Source organism: Ferruginibacter yonginensis, from assembly GCF_042651465.1.
GTDB lineage: Bacteria > Bacteroidota > Bacteroidia > Chitinophagales > Chitinophagaceae > Ferruginibacter > Ferruginibacter yonginensis.
Genome location: NZ_JBHSCZ010000001.1, coordinates 859,137 through 876,974, shown reverse-complemented (window position 1 = coordinate 876,974; position 17,838 = coordinate 859,137). Strand labels below are relative to the sequence as shown.

Sequence of the window (17,838 nt, the reverse complement as noted above, 5' to 3'; positions counted from 1 at the left end):
AAAAAAGTGCCTCAAGGGGCACTTTTTTTATTGCTTTAACGTTTGCGAACGTTTTATATTATTTTTTATTGTGTTGTAATGACTAAAATTTCATAATTTCTTAACAAATAATTTGGAAAACTAAATATTAATAGTAAATTCATCACGTGAAAAACTAACTGCTTATATTTTTTACCTCACCAAAACGGTAAATTTTCTTAGGGTTTTCACAACCAAAATCAATTTTTTATTAATTAATTTATTATGAAGAAGATTTACTTAATCTTACTATCATCATTGATGGTAGTTGCTGCAAATGCGCAACTCACTGGTACAAAAAATATACCTGGTGATTATGCAACTTTGGCTGCTGCAATAACTGACCTGAACACACAGGGTGTAGGTACAGGCGGCGTTATTATCAACGTACTAGCAGGTAACCCACAATCGGCCCCAGTTGGTGGGTTGGTATTGGGCGGTGCAGGTACAGCCATATTAACAACAACAAGCAGTACGAACCAAGTTACCATTATTGGTAATGGTAATACTGTTACAGCATCAACACCGCAAGCTAGTGGTGTATTAACAGATGCAATTTTTAAATTAGTTGGAGCAGACTGGGTAACTATTACTGGTTTTACTATGCAAGAAAATGCAAGTAATACCACTACAGCCGCTGCTACTAATAATATGACTGAATTTGGGGTGGCGTTGTTTTATGTTACCTTAACTGATGGTGCAAAAAATAATACTATTCAAAATAATACGATTAGTTTAAACAGGGCTTATTCAAATACCATTGGTATTTATAGTAATGTGAGACATAGTTCTACAGTTGTTACAACTGCTGCTGATATCACAACAGCTCCTGGTTCCAATTCTGGTAATAAAGTATACAGCAATAGTATTAGCAATGTTGACTATGGTATTGCATTTATTGGTTCTAGTACTGCAGTAGCTATGGATAACGGTAATGACGTAGGTGGAAATAGTTTAGCTACAGGTAATACTTTGACAAACTGGGGTGGGCTGGTGTCTGGTACAATCTCTGGTTTTATATCTTTAACCGGAAGTAATGCAGGTATTTTTATGAACCATCAAGTTAGTGAGAATGTTTCATTTAATACACTCATAAGTGCTACAAACATTACCACATTAACTACAACAGGTTTTTTAGGTATTTTTAAAAGTTACTCAACTGGGCAGCCTACTGGCTTAACTTTTACTTCAAATTATAATAACAACACAGTAACTCTAACAAATGCGCCTACAACCAGTCAAATGACTTGTATAGGTTTGCAAGGGTTAACAGCTCTAGCTACAGCAACATTAAACTGTAATAATAATAGTATCATTAATTGTGCAGTTACTGGTGCAGGTGCTACATCTGCTACTATGTTAGGAATGCTTCATAGTTCTGCTCCAGGTACATTTAATATTAATAATAACATTGTTCGTGGGTTTACTTCTACTGCAACTACAGGGTCTTTTGCAGGTATACAACAACAAACTAATGGGGTAGTTAATAATTTAAACATCAACAATAATAGTATTGGAGATGCTACAGCAGGAGCTGTTACTTTTTCTAATACTAACACTGGTGCTTCAACTGGTATTTCTGTAACAGCTACTGGTGCAACTAATACATGTGCTGTATCAATTTCAAATAATGATATTAGGGGTATTGTACATAATGTTGTGGGCAGTGGTACTCAAACTTATATTTCTAATGCCGCTCCTGCTTTATCCTTAGTTGTTAACACAAATACTTTTACAAACTTAACCGCTAATACTACTGGTACTGTTACTTTTGTATCGATAACTTACTCCGCTACTCTTGGTACACAAACTAAAACAGTTAGTGGAAACTCTATTGTAACAGGATTCAATAGATTAGGAGCATCAGGTTCTGTATTGTTAGTGTCTGATAACGGTAGCTCAGTTACTGGTACTGTATCAAATTGTACCTCAAATAATTTTTCTAACATTACAGTGGCTGGTACTACTACAATTACTGGTTTAAATTATACTGATGGTGGAACTGCGCCTGCAAGAACAGTGAGTGGTAATACTTTAAGTAATTGGACTGCAGTAACAGGAACTCTAATTGGAATGAACTTTACTTATTGGAATGGCAATTCTTCCTTATCTAATAATACTGTTAGCAATATAAATGGTCAAGGCTCTATAACAGGTATCAATATTGGTGCAACGGCGAATACTGCAAATCCTGTAAATATTAGCAATAATACAGTTGCTAGACTAACTTCATCAGGTACTGGTGGAGCGGTTATTGGTATTATATGTTCAAATACTTCAGCTAATATAAACATTAACAATAACCAAGTAAGTGGTTTATCATCAACGGGTGCTGTTACTTCATCAGGTATTGTTGTTTCTGGAGCAACTAATACAAATGTTTTCAGAAATAAAATATATGATATTTCTGGTAATAATGCTTCTACTGCTGTAAATGGGCTATTAATCTCTGCTGGTACTACTATTACAGCATATAATAATATAATTGGTGATTTAAGGGCTACCGCTGCCAACGCAGCTAACCCAGTTAATGGTATTAATGTAACTGGTGGTACAACAGCTAATATTTATTTTAATACTGTTTACTTAAATGCAACTAGCACAGGTGCATTATTTGGCTCATCAGCTATTTCAGCATCTACAACACCAACATTAACATTACGTAATAATATTTTTGTAAATGCTTCAACCAGTAATGGTGCAGGGTTAACAGTGGCTTATAGAAGGTCAACTGCAACATTAACAACTTACAATGCAGCATCAAACAAAAATTTATTTTTTGCACCTAATATTTTCACTGATGGTACTAATACCGATGTTACTTTAGCTGATTACAAAACTAGAGTAGCTGCAAGAGATGCTGCATCAATTTCAGAAAATCCGCCATTTTTGAGCACAACTGGTAGTGATGCTACTTATTTGCACATTAATACAACAGTTGCTACGGCTATTGATGGTGGTGCTGATGTTATTAGTGGTATTACCGACGATTATGATGGTGATACAAGAAGTACCACAGTACCAGATATTGGCGCTGATGAATTTTTAAGTGTAATTACTTGTACAGGTACACCAAATGCTGGTGTAATTACGACTGCAAATGTTAATAAATGTGTAAACCAAACACAAGCAATTAATGCAACTGGTTTATCTAATGGCACAGGTATTACTTACCAATGGAAAGTTGCTACGGTTTCAGGTGGTCCTTATGTGAATGTTACTGGCGGTACAGGAGCTAATACTGCATCTTACACAACTGGTGCACTTACAAGTGGTACTTTCTATTATGTACTTGAAACTACTTGTACAGTGTCTAGTCAAACAAATATCACCAATGAATTTACTTTAACAGTAAATAATTTACCAACGGTAGCAGTAACACCTACTTCAGCATCTTTCTGTAGCCCTAGTGGCTCACCGGTTGCTTTAACAGCAAGCGGTGCTAGTACGTATGCATGGTCGCCAGCTGCAGGCTTAAGTGCTACTACAGGCGCTTCAGTAACAGCATCACCAACAGGTAATACAACATATACTGTTACAGGTACTGATGGCAATGGTTGTACAAATACGGCTACATCAGTAATATCAGTATCTGCATCACCTGTTATTACAAGTGCGACAGCTTTACCAACTTCAGTTTGTAGTGGAGGAAATACACAATTGCAAGTAAATGTGCCGACTACTGTAAATGCCTACACATTCAGTACAGGAACTGGTGCGTCACTAGAAACCATCACTACTCCAACAGTTGTAACAACTGTAACTACAGGAAATACAGATGATGGATCAAATGAAATAACACCAACGCCAGGTTTTACTTTTGCTTTTGAAGGTGTTAATTATAATGGTTTTTCTGCTAACACAAACGGCTGGTTAAAAATGGCAGCGACTGCACCAGCTACAAATATTCCTAGTTCTTTAACTAGCTTAAGCCAAAATGGTATTTATGCATTTGGGCATGATGCCAATTTGAATACAGCAAATGGTGGTAATTTAACGCATGGTCCTGCTGCTGGTGGCAAGTATGTATTCCAATTTACCAATAATTCAGGTGCAAGTGGTGGTGCTACTAGTGCTACATCATATATTACTTCACAAATCGTATTATGGGGTAGTACGAGTGCAAACCCTGGTAGAATTGATATTATTTATGGTGCAAGATTAGGTACAGCTGGTGAAAATGGCGTAATTGGTATTGCCAACGCAGCAGGTGTTTACTTGAATGCTGTAACTGGTAATAGTACGGCTACAACCACAGCAACTAGTTTCCCTGCTGCTGGTACTATTTACACTTTTACACCACCAACATATACTTACTTATGGTCGCCAAGTACTTTTTTAAACGATGCTACATTAGCTAACCCAATAGCTGTAGGTGTAACTGCAAATACAACTTACACAGTACAAGTATCAAGAAATGGTTGTACTACTACAAGTGGTAATGTGCCAGTTACATTAGCAACATACAATTCTGCAACTACAACGCAACCAAGCACAACAGCTGTTACAGCAGGAGCATTAGATGCACAGGTTTTAGCTATTGATATACCACAAGCATGTGCTCCAGAAAATTTAACTCAGTTAGATTTTACCAATGTAAGTACCTTACCAGCTGATGTTGCAAATGCCAAAGTATACTATACCACAACTAACACTTTTGCTACTACCAATTTATTCGGTAGCCTTGCAAATCCAGGTGCAACATTTTCTGTAACTGGTAATCAAGCATTATCAACTACTACCAGAAATTACTTCTGGTTAGTGTATGACGTTGCATGTAATGCAGTTAACCCTAACGTAATTGATGCTGGTTTAACATCATTTACGGTTGGGGCTTCAAACTATACACCAACAGTAACTAACCCAACTGGTACAAGAACTATTACAAGCTTGGCTTCATTATTCGCTACTACACAACCTTCAACAACTGCTGTTACAAATGGTAGTGTAAATCAGCAAATAGTGAGAATTTCAGTGCCTGCTACTGCTTGTGGTGCTTTAACTAATATTACTTTTAATACCAATGGTTCAACCAATGCTGCTACTGATATTGCAGCAGCAAGGGTATATTACACTACGACTACTACTTTTGCAACCACCACTCAGTTTGGTACAGATGTTTTGTTACCAAATGGATCGTTTAACGTAGTTGGTAGCCAAACTTTAAGTTCCACTGCTACTAACTATTTCTGGTTGGTATACGATGTGGCTTGTAATGCAACCGCAACAAATGTTTTAGATGCAGAAGTAAATAATGTAACAATCGCAGGTAATATATATGCTCCAACAACCGTTAACCCAACTGGTACTAGAGCGATCACAGCATTATATGCACCAACAAAAACAGACCCTAACGGTACTACTGCGGTATTTGTAGGAGCAGTAAATGCTCAGTTTTCAAGAGCTTTAATAGCTGGTTCGGCTGCTTGCCCAGGTACTGTAACAACAGTGAATTTTACAGCCACCAATGCAACGCCTACTGATATTGCAAAAGCGAAGTGTTATTATACAACAACCACAACATTTAGTAATGCAACCCAATTTGGTACAGATATTATCAACCCTGCATCAGGTGCCTTGAGTTTTACAGGTTCACAATTATTAGCAACTGGTAATAACTATTTCTGGGTAGTATATGATGTTGATTGCTTCGCAACAGTAGCAGCTTCAGTAAATGCTGACATTACTTCATTAGTTGTAAACAGCACAACCATTCCAGTAACAGGTACTGCAGCAGCAGCTAATGCAATAGCAGCAGCTACCTCTTTCACTACTGTTGCTAATGGAGAATGGAATAACCCAGCTACTTGGGCTTGTGGTAATATACCGCCTACCAACGCAACGGCAGTTACGATTGCTAATGCTATTACAGTAAGTAACACCGGCAATATTGGCGGTAATGTTACAATTAATACGGGTGCTTCATTAACCATTAACACTGGTGGGGAGTTAACACTAGGTACTGTAGGTGGCGGCAATAGGGTACTTACTAATAATGGTACACTAGCTGTAACAGGTGGTGTATTAAACCAAAATGGTTCGTTCATCATGAATGCCTCTTCAACATTTAACCAAACTGGTGGTGATATATTTGTTGATGGTAATGATGGTACAGCTGGCGGAAGCGTAGCATCTACAGCTGACATTGTAGGTATTTACACTAGTAACTTAGGTGTTACGGATGGAAATATGACAATTGTTGATCCTCATTTTAGCGGTTCAGCTGCTACGGATGGAGGTGCTGCATTTGCTTATGAAGTTGCAACAACAAGCAACGCTTTTGGTACAAACCATACATTAATCGTAGGAGGAAACACAAATACGAATACTTCAACTGCTACTGCCGGTTTTTACGTTGATACATATATATCATCAGGTATGTTGAAATTAGGCAATGTAATCATTAATGGTGGTGCAGCTGCAAGCAGAACCGTAAATACCAATGTAATTTCTGGTGCAGGTGCCATAAACATTGGTGGTAATTTAACAATCAATACAGGTAGTACTTTATCTGACGCTATACAAGGTACATCATTAGCAAAAACAGTAACTGGTAATATTATCAATAATGGTACATTTATTAATAGGGGTACATTAATTTTAACTACAATTGCAGCAAATAGTACTACAGGTATTGCTAATACAAATCCACAAACTATTGGTGGGACAGGCGTTTATGCAAACCTTGCAACGGCTGCAACTGCTGAAATCACTTCTTTAACAATAAATAACTCAAGTTCAATTGGTGTAACGTTATTAACACCGATACGTATAAGTGGAACATTATCAATGATTGCGGGAAGAATTAATACTGATGCTACCAACATGTTAACCTTAGGTTTTAATGCTTCAAATACTGGTTCACTATCTTACACTGCAGGTTTCATTAATGGTCCATTCAAACGTTGGATTGGTACCACAACAGGTGCTAGAGTGTTCCCAGTTGGTAATACTTCGTTATTAAAAAATGCATCTATCAACTACACTACTGCTCCTACAGCAGGTGGTACATTAACAGCACGTTTCTCAAGTGTGGCTCCTAACTTCCCTAACAGTACACCGTTAACAGAAGGCGCTTTAATTGTTGACTATGCAAGTGCACAAGGCTCATGGTTTGTTGATGCTGCTGATGGTTTAGCAGGTGGTAATTATACCGCAGCCTTTACAGGTAATGGTGCTAATGATGTTGTAGACTTAACTGGTTTAGTTTTAATTAAACGTCCGAGTGCAGGTGGTGATTGGGTTTTAGATGGTACCCATGTAACGGCAACTGGTACTGCAACTGCTCCAGTGGTAAGTAGAACAGGTATGACAGGTTTCTCTGAATTTGCAATTGGTGGTAAGTTTGCTACTGTATTACCAATTTCAATTGAAAGCTTCCGTGGTAGCAAATTGGCTTCGGCTAACTACCTCGATTGGAAAGTTACTTGTACTAGCGAACCTTCCGTACGCATTATCTTAGAAAGAGGTGCTGATGGTAGAAACTTTACCTCAATACAAGATCAAGTAGCTACAGCCGTACGTTGTTTACAAGGCTTCAACTACACTGATGTTGCGCCTTTAGCAGGTGCTAATTACTATCGTTTGAAAGTAATATCATTAGATGGTACATTTAGGTACAGTAGTATAGTAGTGTTGTTAAATAAAGAGAAAGGTTTTGAATTGATTAGCTTAGCTCCAAACCCAGTTAAAACAACAGCTGTATTAACGTTAACTACAACCAAAGGTGGTAAGGTTGACATTAATGTAACTGATGTAACTGGTAAAGTTGTAATGAAACAATCAACTACTATTATAGCCGGTAATAACCCTATTAATATGAACTTTAGCCAATTGGGTGCAGGTTCGTACCAAATTACAGCAGTAAATGCTGAGGGTGAAATTAGATCAACAAGGTTTATTAAATATTAATACTTAGTAAATAAACCATACTAAAAGAGGCTGCTCAATTGAGCAGCCTCTTTTTTATTTGAGGGGGTTAAAAGAAAGCGTTAAGGAAGTAATTTTTTGATCACGATATAAGCTACCACTACCAAAATTAATATAGTGATAATGGTAATATAAGTACTGGTTTGGTCCATCAATTTTTTCTTGTTGATGTTTTTCTTCTTTTTTATTTGCTGATGTAATTGTGTATTTAACTGAGCAACAATGGTAGGTAATGCTTCTTTATTGATGTGTTGAAGCCCTTCTTCAGCATCAGTTTCAAAATCATCATTATCATGTAAAGCATCATGCAATGATTTCCAATCGTTTTGATTATTGGGTTTATTATCATCGTTGTATGAAGGGGCGTTATGGTCAAAATCGTTATTCATGGTTGCCTAATCTTTGCATAATTATTTTAAGATTGCGTTTGCCATTTTGTATATTACTCTTTACCTGCATGGCACTGTAATTGGTTGCTTCAATAATTTGTTGGTATGATTTTTTTTGTAAATAGAATAAAGTTACACAAACTTGTTGTTCTTCATTTAATTGTTGCAATGCCTTTTCTAACAATTGTAATGATTGCTCTTTTTGTATGATGTTATTTTTATTGGCAAGCTCATCATCAGCGGTAAATTGATCTGTTATGGGGTAAGTTGTTTTTTTGCTTGCACGTAATTGCATAAGGCAATAATTTTTTGCAATCATGTATAGCCAACTTTTAAAATAATCAACCTTGTATTTTTTTACTTCATTAATTACTTTTAAAAATATTTGTTGCACGGCATCCTTAGCTTCAACTTCATCTTTTAAATATTTCATACACACACCAAATAATATAGTTGTGTACCGCTGCAGTAAATGCCCAAGCCATTCATTATCGCCACTGTTGAGGTAGTTTTGCAATAACCATTGATCATCTTTATCTTGATATGGTAGCGGTATTTTCAAATGTAATTACTGTGTTTTTTGTAAAGATGCTATTTTACAAAAAATCCATAAAATTAGGTTTCAGGTTGTGAGGTAGGAAATGGGCTGTTGATAGAAGTATTTTTTTCTGTTTTGGGTGATTTATCAAAAAAGAGCATTTTAACGGCCACAACCAATAATAAAATAGCGAATATTTTTTTTAATACTTCTTGTGGTACGGTAAGTGCTATTTTACTCCCAAAATAACTGCCAATAAAAAATGCGATGGCGATGGTTGCTGTAACTTTTACATCAACATAACCAGCTTTGTAAAATTGAATTACGGCTAATAAGCCAATGGGTAAAAGCAAAATAGCCAGTGATGTGCCTTGAGCCATGCGTTGACTAAATCCTAAAAAATACACCAATGCAGGTACAATAATAATACCACCACCAATGCCCACTACACCACTTAGTGTGCCAGCTGCAAGGCCAATTAATAGCAGTATGATGATGGTTTGAGTATCCATATCTTTATTTTTTTGCTTGTCCGTTTGCATTGAAATGATCTTTATACATTTTGATAGCGTCATCAATTACTTTATAGCCAGCTTCTTTGTTTTGAAAATCATCAATTTCAACTACTTTATTTTCTAATACTTTGTATTGTTCAAAAAAGTTTTTGAGTACATTAAAGAAATGGTCAGGTAATTCATTAATATCTTTTATATGATTTACTGATGGATCGTTGGTGGCTACAGCAATTATTTTATCATCTTTTTCGCCATTATCAATCATTTGCATATTACCAATTACAGTAGCTTTTACTAAACATAAAGGGTTAATGGCTTCGCTACACATTACCAAAATGTCAAGTGGGTCACCATCATCACCCAGCGTTTGTGGTATAAAACCATAATTAACAGGGTAGTGAAAAGACGAATATATAACCCTATCTAATTTTAATAAACCAGTTGCTTTGTCAATTTCATATTTACAACTGCTGCCCATAGGTATTTCTATGAGTGCATTAACTTGTTCAGGGGCATCAAAGCCATATTCAGCGCCATGCCAAGGGTGTAAAACATACATATTGTAGGGTATTATTTAGTTAATGAAGTATCAGTTGCAGATGTATATTTAAAATCAACAGCCCATTGGTTATTACGTTTAATAACTTTAATATTCATAGGTTGATTCATATAGGTATTGCTGTAATTGATAATGGTGGTTGAATCATTTACATCGGTTAATGTGTTGATGTTGTATGATGCATTTTTATAGGCTTGCTTTTTTTCAACTGGTAAACGTTCATAAAAATTTTTGTACGATGAAAACATTTCATTGTTCTGTTCATCTTTCAACAATAATTTTTCTGCAGTGGTAAAGTTACCATCTAAAGTAGCTCTTATAAATTCTCTCCCAGTATCAATTGGGGTAGTAGGCGTTTTTTGCTCATTACTGTTACAACTTAAAAATGTGCAAAATAAAACTATAGCAATGATGTTGTATTTCATTTAAAGTATTTTAATTGTAAAAGTAAGCTTATTTTAAAATGGAAGCATGTATTTAACAGCATAAAAAAAGCACTCCGAAAGAAGTGCTTTTTTTATGCAAAAATGAAATATTACTTCATTTCTTTTTTTGCAGTATCCAATGCGTTTTGCATTTCTTTTTTCAAAGTGTCAGCATCAATATTTTTTAATTCATCTAGTCCTTTAGAAATTGAATCTGTTAGGTTGATGTTTTTATCTTTCATGGTTTCCATACCCATTTCCATAACACTGGTTTTGTCAAATGCAACTTTCCATTGGCCGTTTACTTTTTTCATTGGGAAGTTGATGGTGCTACCTGATTTTTTATCTTTCACCGGTACCTTTGCATTATCGCCATTGATTACAGGCGTACCAAAATCAACCTTTGATTTATCGTACTTTTCCATTTCGTTTGTTTTGCCACCATCTTTCATGCCCATTTCCATAAAGCCTAACATTTGTGCACTTTCTGGCGTACATAATTCTTTTACTTTAGCCATATCTTTTTTGCTCATTGCATCAAAAAATTGTGACAACACTGCTTCAGGGCTACCACTACTGCTTCCTTTACAACTTACAAATAAAGCTGTTGATACTACAGCAATGGCAAATAATAATTTTTTCATTTTTCTAGTTTTAGTTTTTGTTTCAAAAATATCATTTTTATTTATAAACGTACAACAATATATTTTTACACTGAGGGTGTAAAGTAATATCATCAACCCCAATAAATTCAAATTGTTTTATATGGCTATGATTAAAAGTTAGTTCGTTGTTTTTTGATTGTACAAAGCTTTTGTAAACGTATTCTGCACAATACATTTTATCGTTTGTTTTTAAATCAAAATCCAAATCGAATATTATTTTTTGTTGGTAAAAATTGATGGCCTTTTCAATAAAATATTGTTTTGCAATTGGGTTAATATTGAAACGATAAATACCCATGGCATTATTATCAATTGGGTTTGTAAATGTTTCAAAACTTTCTTTCTTTATTTGTTGGTTGGGGTTCCATTCGCCACCAATGGCATGGTAAATATAGAGTTGATTATTTTCGATGTTGGCAATACCAATGTGTGAAAAGGTTTCATCTCTACGGTTGAGTTTTTTTAAACTTTGGCTGGTAAAATCATTGCCCTCTCTTGTAATAATGTCACCTGCTTGTATGGTTGCTTTTATAGATTGTAGTTCAACTAAATTTATTTTGATTTTTTGTTGTAGTGCAATACTATCCTTGAAAGAAATGGTGGTAACCTTATTTTGTTGGTTGGTACAACTTATAAAAAAAATAAAGAGGTAGCTGAGTAGCCACCTCTTTTTAAAATAATGGGGGATCATCATTTACTATGCTTAAATATTTCTTGATTGTCGGGCTTTTTGTTCCGCTTCTTTTTCAGCTAAAGCGTTGGCATCATCTTTATTGTACGCTTTAATAATAGCTTTTACTAATCGGTGACGCACTACATCTTCTTCATCTAATTCTATGTAAGATATACCATCAATATTACGCAATAACTTGGTGGCTCTCCATAAACCACTTTGTTGGTTTTTTGGTAAATCAACCTGTGTAGGGTCGCCTGTAATAATGGCTTTTGCATTAGGGCCAATACGTGTTAAAAACATTTTAATTTGTAAGTCATTGGTGTTTTGGGCTTCATCTAAAATAATAAATGCATTATCTAAAGTACGACCTCTCATATATGCCAATGGAGCAATTTCAATAGTACGTGTGCTCATGTAATACGCCAATTTATCCGCTGGTATCATATCATCTAAAGCATCGTATAATGGTCGTAAATACGGGTCAATTTTTTCTTTTAAATCGCCAGGTAAAAACCCTAAACTTTCACCAGCTTCAACTGCTGGCCTTGTTAAAATAATTTTTTTAACGATTTTATTTTTTAGTGCCCTTACAGCTAAAGCAACAGCAGTATAGGTTTTACCTGTACCTGCTGGGCCAATAGCAAAAACAATATCGTTTTTGTCACAAGCTTGTACCATATTTTTTTGATTGGCTGTTCTGGCTCTTACGGTTTTACCGTTTGGTCCAAACACCAACACATCATTGGGGTTGCGATCAATAAAATTGTCGATGCTTTTTTCATCATCGCCACCTAATATTTGTTGAAAATAATTTTCACTCATATGGCCACTACGTTCTAAGTATTTGATGAGTAAATCTATTTTTTCTTTTGCTTCTTCTATTTGTTCAGCCGCACCACTTAATTTTATTTGTGTGCCTCTGCTGAGTATTTTAAGTAGAGGGAATTTTTTTTTCAGAATGTCGAGCTTGCCGTTGTTTACTCCGAAAAATTCAATAGGGTTAACATTTTCTAAATTGATAATGGTTTCTGTCAATTGTTACAACTTTGAGCGTTAAAAAATTGGAATGAGTTGTTGTTTATTAGATATTCAAATTTAATAAATAGCAATCGTTTACTGTACAATAAAATTATGCACATTATTAAATGATGTTGTGTAAAAAAAGCTTAAAATTTAGCTACAATTTTAAAATTAACCAATCTTGGTGTAAGCCTATTTGGTAAAGCGTACACTGTGTTAGAATAATCTTTTATGAGTTGAAATGAAATGGTATTGGCCCTGTCAATTAAATTAAATACTTCAACACTTGCCCAAATGTTATCAAAGTTTTTAAAAGGGCTATGACTTCTTCTTACACTTTTTTCACTTAAAAGTAATGCACTAAAACCCATGTCAACTCTAATGTAAGGCGCTATAATTAAGCCGTTACGGTACCTTACTGAGTTGGGTACATTGTAGCTCATATTGCTACCGTAAATAGCGTTTAAGTGCACTTTAAAGTTTTTGTTGGTTGATAAATAATCTTCAACATACATACCAACAGTGATGGTTCTATCTGTTGGGCGACGCACAAAACCAACATCTCTACGAATACTATCTTTAACAACCTGATCAGTACTTGTTGCAGTGATAATTTCGCCAGCTGCATTTTTATAATCGAAATAAAAATCGTTGTTGATGTTTTCTTTGGTACGCATAAAATTTACACTTACCCAACTTTCAGCATCCTTCACTAACTCACCAAACAAACGTAACTCAATACCTGTTGCATAAGCTTTGGCATTATTAGCACCGAGGTACCTTATTTTTACGTTATCAATATCGTATGGAATTACCTGTGATAATTGTTTGTAATAGGCTTCTGATGTAAGGCGTAATATTCTATTACCCGGCCCTTTAAAATTATAATCAAACCCAGTTACTACTTGTACACTTTGTTGTGCTTTAATGGCGGTATTGAGTTCGCCATTGTAATTACGCAACTCTCTATAAAAAGGAGGTTGGTTGTAAACACCGCCAGCAAGTTTAAAAACTACATCTTTTTTACCATTGGGTTTTAAGCTTATTTGAGCTCTTGGGCTTATTAAAGTTTGCTTATTTAAACTGTTGTAATTGAAACGTACACCTAGTTGTACATTGATATCACTTTTACCTTTACTGATGTTAATATTATCTTGAAAAAAGCCACTGTATTTTTGAATATTTAGTGAAGCGGTTGATTGTTGAACGTTGTAAAGTGTTAACGATGTTGGGTTGTACGGTAATGAATAACCAGCTGAATCTCTAAATTCAAATTGTTGTAATGCATCTTTAATTTTGGTTTGTTCAACATTTACGCCCCATTGTAGATAATGTTTTTTGGCATCAAAATATCCACGGTGGCCAACATTGAGTACATCAATATTTAATTTATTACGACTGTAATTTTGGTTGTAGCCGGCGCCGAGTGGATTTATAATTTGGCCGAATGTAGCACTAGCATTATCAAAATCTCTATCACCGAAAAGGTAAGCCCCACCAATATCAACATTTTCCTTTTCAACATCTTTAAAGCTGCTTACCATCCATTTTAATTTGGTTTTTTTATTTACCGTTTGCAATAACGTAATGCCCAGTAAGCTGGAGCTGTAGTTGTCTTTTTCTTGTCCATCAAAAAATACATCTAACCCAATATTGGCTGTAAAAAATGGCGAAAAAACAGAAGCTGTTTTTTTAACCGCTTCTGGTAAAAATGTAAAACGAGCTACCGAATAAATGCCCAAAACATCTAACTGTAATTTGTTATTTATTTTGTAAGAGAGTAGCCCTTGTGCATCTGATGCTGAGGGTATATATGCTCCCCTAGTAGGCTGACTGCTTAATAAATTTCGATTACTTTTATTGCGAACACCCACTAAATAATTGAAGCGATTGTTTTTTGTACTGCCTTCTAAATGTAAACCTTGTTCCAATAAACTAGCGTACACACTGCCATTAAATTGTGTAGGTTTTTTGTATTGAATATCTAACACACTGCTCATTTTATCGCCATACTTGCTTTGAAAAGCGCCAGTATAAAAATTAATGTTTCGGGTAAGTGCTGGGTTAATAAGGCTTAGGCCTTCTTGTTGGCCACTGCTTACTAAATACGGACGATATACTTCAAAATCATTGATATAAATAAGATTTTCATCATAGTTGCCACCACGTACATTGTATTGCGATGATAGTTCGTTGTTACTACCCACCAATGTTTTTATTAGCCCTTCAACACCACCAATGGTGCTGGGTAATGTAATAGCTGATTTCGGATTGATTTTAATAAGTCCTGCTTCTTTACGTTCTTTTTCGTTGGCAATGGTAATAGTTTCCAATGTTTTACCATTTTTTTTCATTTGAATTACAATGGTTTCTGTTTCATCATTACTCAAAAAAAAGTTTTTTTGTTGATCAGCATATCCTTCAAAACTAAAAATTAATGCTAATGATTTTTGTGCAGGTACTTTAATAGTAAATAAACCGCTATCGCTGCTATTAATGCTGGAGTTTTTACCCAAAATGGTAATAGCTACTTTACTCATAGGATTATCATTTTCATCAACAATAATTCCTTTTACAGTAGCATATTTAGTTTGAGCAGTTGCGGTGAGTACACATAAAAAACAGCCCATTAGCATGGTAAACATTCTCATGCAATGAAGGTAAAAAAAATATTGATGTATTGATGGGAATACTATTTTTTAATACTTCAAAGCTGGTAATTCGCTGCCATAATTAAATGGTGAAATATCTTGTGTTTCAATAAAGTTTTTGGCTATAGGGTAGGCATGCAACAAATTACTGTTTATTTGATGTTGCGCTAATTGTTCAATGATGGTTTCATCAATGGAGGTATCTATCCATTGGGTAGCAAGTGTTTCATTTAAAATAACAGGCATCCTTAGTTTGGTGGCATGTATTTGGGCCATCAGTTTATTGGCTTGTGTAGTTACAATGGCAAAGCTGTCGTAGGTTTCAACTGTTTCAACATCAGTATTCGTTTCATAAATGCCTGCCATAAAAAATACTGGTTCATTTTTAACACCAATAAAATAGGGGTATTTTACAGCAGTTTTTAAAGGTTTACCCGTTTTTTTACTTATTGGATGAATATGTCGGTATTCAAAAAAGCCGCTTGATAATACTAAGCAACGTCTATGCAAAGCTGCCTCTCTAAATATTTTACCAGGTTTTAATAATTCATTACCAATGGCATTTAAAGTAGTGTAAGGAGTATGAAATTTTTGGTTAGCATCTTTATAGCCAAAACGAAAGGCATTTTTTTGGGTTTCATTTTTAATGTAGTTTGGAAGAAAGCCCCATTGCATAGTGGCGATATCCCAATCATTATTTGTAGGTTTAATGACCAACCAATTACCATAATCAAACCCTTTTACAGCAGGGCGTTCCGCTAAATGTTGTTGTGTGGGTGCAACTTTTTTTTGTTGCCCCTTTAGTTTAATATATGTTTGGTAACTTACCTGTAACCCGTTTACATAACACATGCTATAATGCTTTTAAAGCTGCAATAGTTTCTGTAGGATTAGGCGATTTAAAAACCGTATTACCCGCCACCAACACATCTGCACCAGCTTCAATAATTGCGGTGGCATTAGCCAATGTTACCCCACCATCAACTTCAATTTTTACTGATAAGCCTTGCTCATCAATCATTTTACGTAGTTGCTTTATTTTTTGTAAGGTATGCGGTATAAATGCTTGTCCGCCAAAACCCGGGTTTACGCTCATTACACAAACCACATTAATATCTACTAAAATATCTTTTAAAAGTGCTACGTTGGTATGTGGGTTTATAGCAACGCCTGCATGTATCCCCAATGATTTTATTTGTTGAATATTGCGGTGCAAATGCGTACAAGCTTCTATGTGTACAGATATATTGTGGGCACCAGCATCTTTAAATGCTTGTATATAATCGCCAGGTTTTTCAATCATTAAATGTACATCGTTGTACTTTTTACTAGCGTTGATAATAAATTGTGTTACCATAGCACCAAAGCTTATGTTGGGTACAAAAATACCATCCATTATATCAATATGAAACCAATCAGCCACACTGTTGTTAAGCATATCGCAATCTTGTTGCAACTGTAAAAAATTGGCTGATAATAATGAAGGTGCAATAAGTGCCATTGTATTGTTATTTTTATTTAATGATGTTTATTTAACGCCTAGTTTACCTAAAGCATCTTGTGCTTCAATGTAGTTGGGGTCATAAAATAAGGCTGTTTGGTATGCTTCAATAGCATCGCTTTTTTTATTGAGTTTTTCAAAGCAACGGCCTAAATAATAGTAGCCTTTATCAAAATTATTTTGAATGGTTACAGCTTTAATTAGCACATCTGCAGCTTTTTGATATTGTTGTAAATCGTACAACGCCAAAGCTTTTTCAATGTAAGCATCCATAAAAGTATATTGTAATTGAATACACTTATCGTAAAAGGGAATCGCCAAATCTTTTTGATTGGTAAAACTGTAATACAAACCTTTAATGAAGTTTGCTTCCACCGCTGCATTTGCTTTATTGGCTACTAATAAAGCATCTGCTAAACGTAAGGCCATTGGGTTTTTGGTTTGAGCAAATACGGCACCAAGTGAAATTATATATTTTGGTAATGGTATAATATCAATAGCATGTTGTAAACCATTAATCATTAATGCAGTATCGCCCTTTAAACCAGCAACGATAGATTGCATATCCCAATAGGTATCATTTAAACTATCTCGGCTTATGGCTTTGTTGATAGTGGCTAAGGCTGCATCATAATTTTCATTGTAAGTATAATATTCAACAAGGTTTTGTAATGTACTAGCTGAGTCAGGGTATTGAGCGTATGCGGCTTTTAAAGTTTCCTCTTCAGTTTTACCTGGCGTTGTTTTAATAGTTGCGGCTGTTTGTTGGCTATTTTGTTTGCAAGCGCCCAAACTAAGTATTACTATTGCCCAATAAAATAATTTCATATTTATTACTTATGGCGCAAAAATAAAGATTTATAAATGGTTAGTTTACAATTCTTTGACAATTCGCTATTTGATGTGTAGTAATTTCGTTAATGATTCAGTTGCGTGGGTGTTGGCTTTATTT

General features: G+C 35.0%; 13 protein-coding genes. 1 reads left to right on the top strand and 12 read right to left on the bottom strand.

Features of this window, described 5'->3' with window-relative positions; genetic code table 11:
• The first annotated feature begins 243 nt into the window (after positions 1-243).
• Positions 244-7,929 (top strand): T9SS type A sorting domain-containing protein, encoded by a 7,686-nt coding sequence (locus tag ACFOWM_RS03930; protein ID WP_379707356.1) that lies wholly within the window; start codon positions 244-246, stop codon positions 7,927-7,929.
• Positions 7,930-8,009: 80 nt separating this feature from the next.
• Here the strand turns inward: ACFOWM_RS03930 and ACFOWM_RS03925 are convergent, their stop codons facing one another.
• The 12 genes from ACFOWM_RS03925 to ACFOWM_RS03870 form a co-directional block, all read right to left on the bottom strand.
• Complete coding sequence (locus ACFOWM_RS03925) at positions 8,010-8,336, bottom strand: hypothetical protein (RefSeq protein ID WP_379707354.1); 327 nt, start codon at positions 8,334-8,336, stop codon at positions 8,010-8,012.
• Positions 8,329-8,898: an RNA polymerase sigma factor gene (locus tag ACFOWM_RS03920; RefSeq protein WP_379707352.1), complete on the bottom strand. Its 570-nt coding sequence runs from the start codon at positions 8,896-8,898 to the stop codon at positions 8,329-8,331. Before ACFOWM_RS03920 ends, ACFOWM_RS03925 begins: the two co-directional genes overlap by 8 nt.
• Before the next feature lie 53 nt (positions 8,899-8,951).
• Positions 8,952-9,386, bottom strand: a complete 435-nt coding sequence (locus tag ACFOWM_RS03915) for a sulfite exporter TauE/SafE family protein (RefSeq protein WP_379707350.1) — start codon at positions 9,384-9,386, stop codon at positions 8,952-8,954.
• A gap of 4 nt (positions 9,387-9,390) precedes the next feature.
• On the bottom strand, positions 9,391-9,948 hold the full coding sequence (locus ACFOWM_RS03910) for an inorganic diphosphatase (protein WP_379707348.1): 558 nt from the start codon (positions 9,946-9,948) through the stop codon (positions 9,391-9,393).
• Between the two features lie 11 nt (positions 9,949-9,959).
• On the bottom strand, positions 9,960-10,373 hold the full coding sequence (locus ACFOWM_RS03905; RefSeq protein WP_379707346.1) for a hypothetical protein: 414 nt from the start codon (positions 10,371-10,373) through the stop codon (positions 9,960-9,962).
• 110 nt (positions 10,374-10,483) lie between these two features.
• The gene (locus ACFOWM_RS03900; RefSeq protein ID WP_379707344.1) at positions 10,484-11,017 is read right to left on the bottom strand and encodes a hypothetical protein; all 534 of its coding nucleotides are present in this window, start codon (positions 11,015-11,017) and stop codon (positions 10,484-10,486) included.
• Between the two features lie 37 nt (positions 11,018-11,054).
• Complete coding sequence (locus ACFOWM_RS03895; RefSeq protein WP_379707342.1) at positions 11,055-11,732, bottom strand: hypothetical protein; 678 nt, start codon at positions 11,730-11,732, stop codon at positions 11,055-11,057.
• Between the two features lie 9 nt (positions 11,733-11,741).
• Entirely contained in the window at positions 11,742-12,749 is a 1,008-nt protein-coding gene (locus ACFOWM_RS03890) for a PhoH family protein (protein ID WP_379707340.1), read from the bottom strand.
• 131 nt (positions 12,750-12,880) lie between these two features.
• Complete coding sequence (locus tag ACFOWM_RS03885; protein WP_379707338.1) at positions 12,881-15,385, bottom strand: TonB-dependent receptor; 2,505 nt, start codon at positions 15,383-15,385, stop codon at positions 12,881-12,883.
• Positions 15,386-15,433: 48 nt separating this feature from the next.
• Positions 15,434-16,237 (bottom strand): SOS response-associated peptidase, encoded by an 804-nt coding sequence (locus ACFOWM_RS03880; protein ID WP_379707336.1) that lies wholly within the window; start codon positions 16,235-16,237, stop codon positions 15,434-15,436.
• A 1-nt stretch (position 16,238) separates the two neighbouring features.
• Complete coding sequence (gene rpe, locus ACFOWM_RS03875; protein WP_379707334.1) at positions 16,239-16,886, bottom strand: ribulose-phosphate 3-epimerase; 648 nt, start codon at positions 16,884-16,886, stop codon at positions 16,239-16,241.
• Between the two features lie 27 nt (positions 16,887-16,913).
• Positions 16,914-17,714, bottom strand: a complete 801-nt coding sequence (locus ACFOWM_RS03870) for a tetratricopeptide repeat protein (RefSeq protein WP_379707332.1) — start codon at positions 17,712-17,714, stop codon at positions 16,914-16,916.
• Positions 17,715-17,838: the final 124 nt, after the last annotated feature.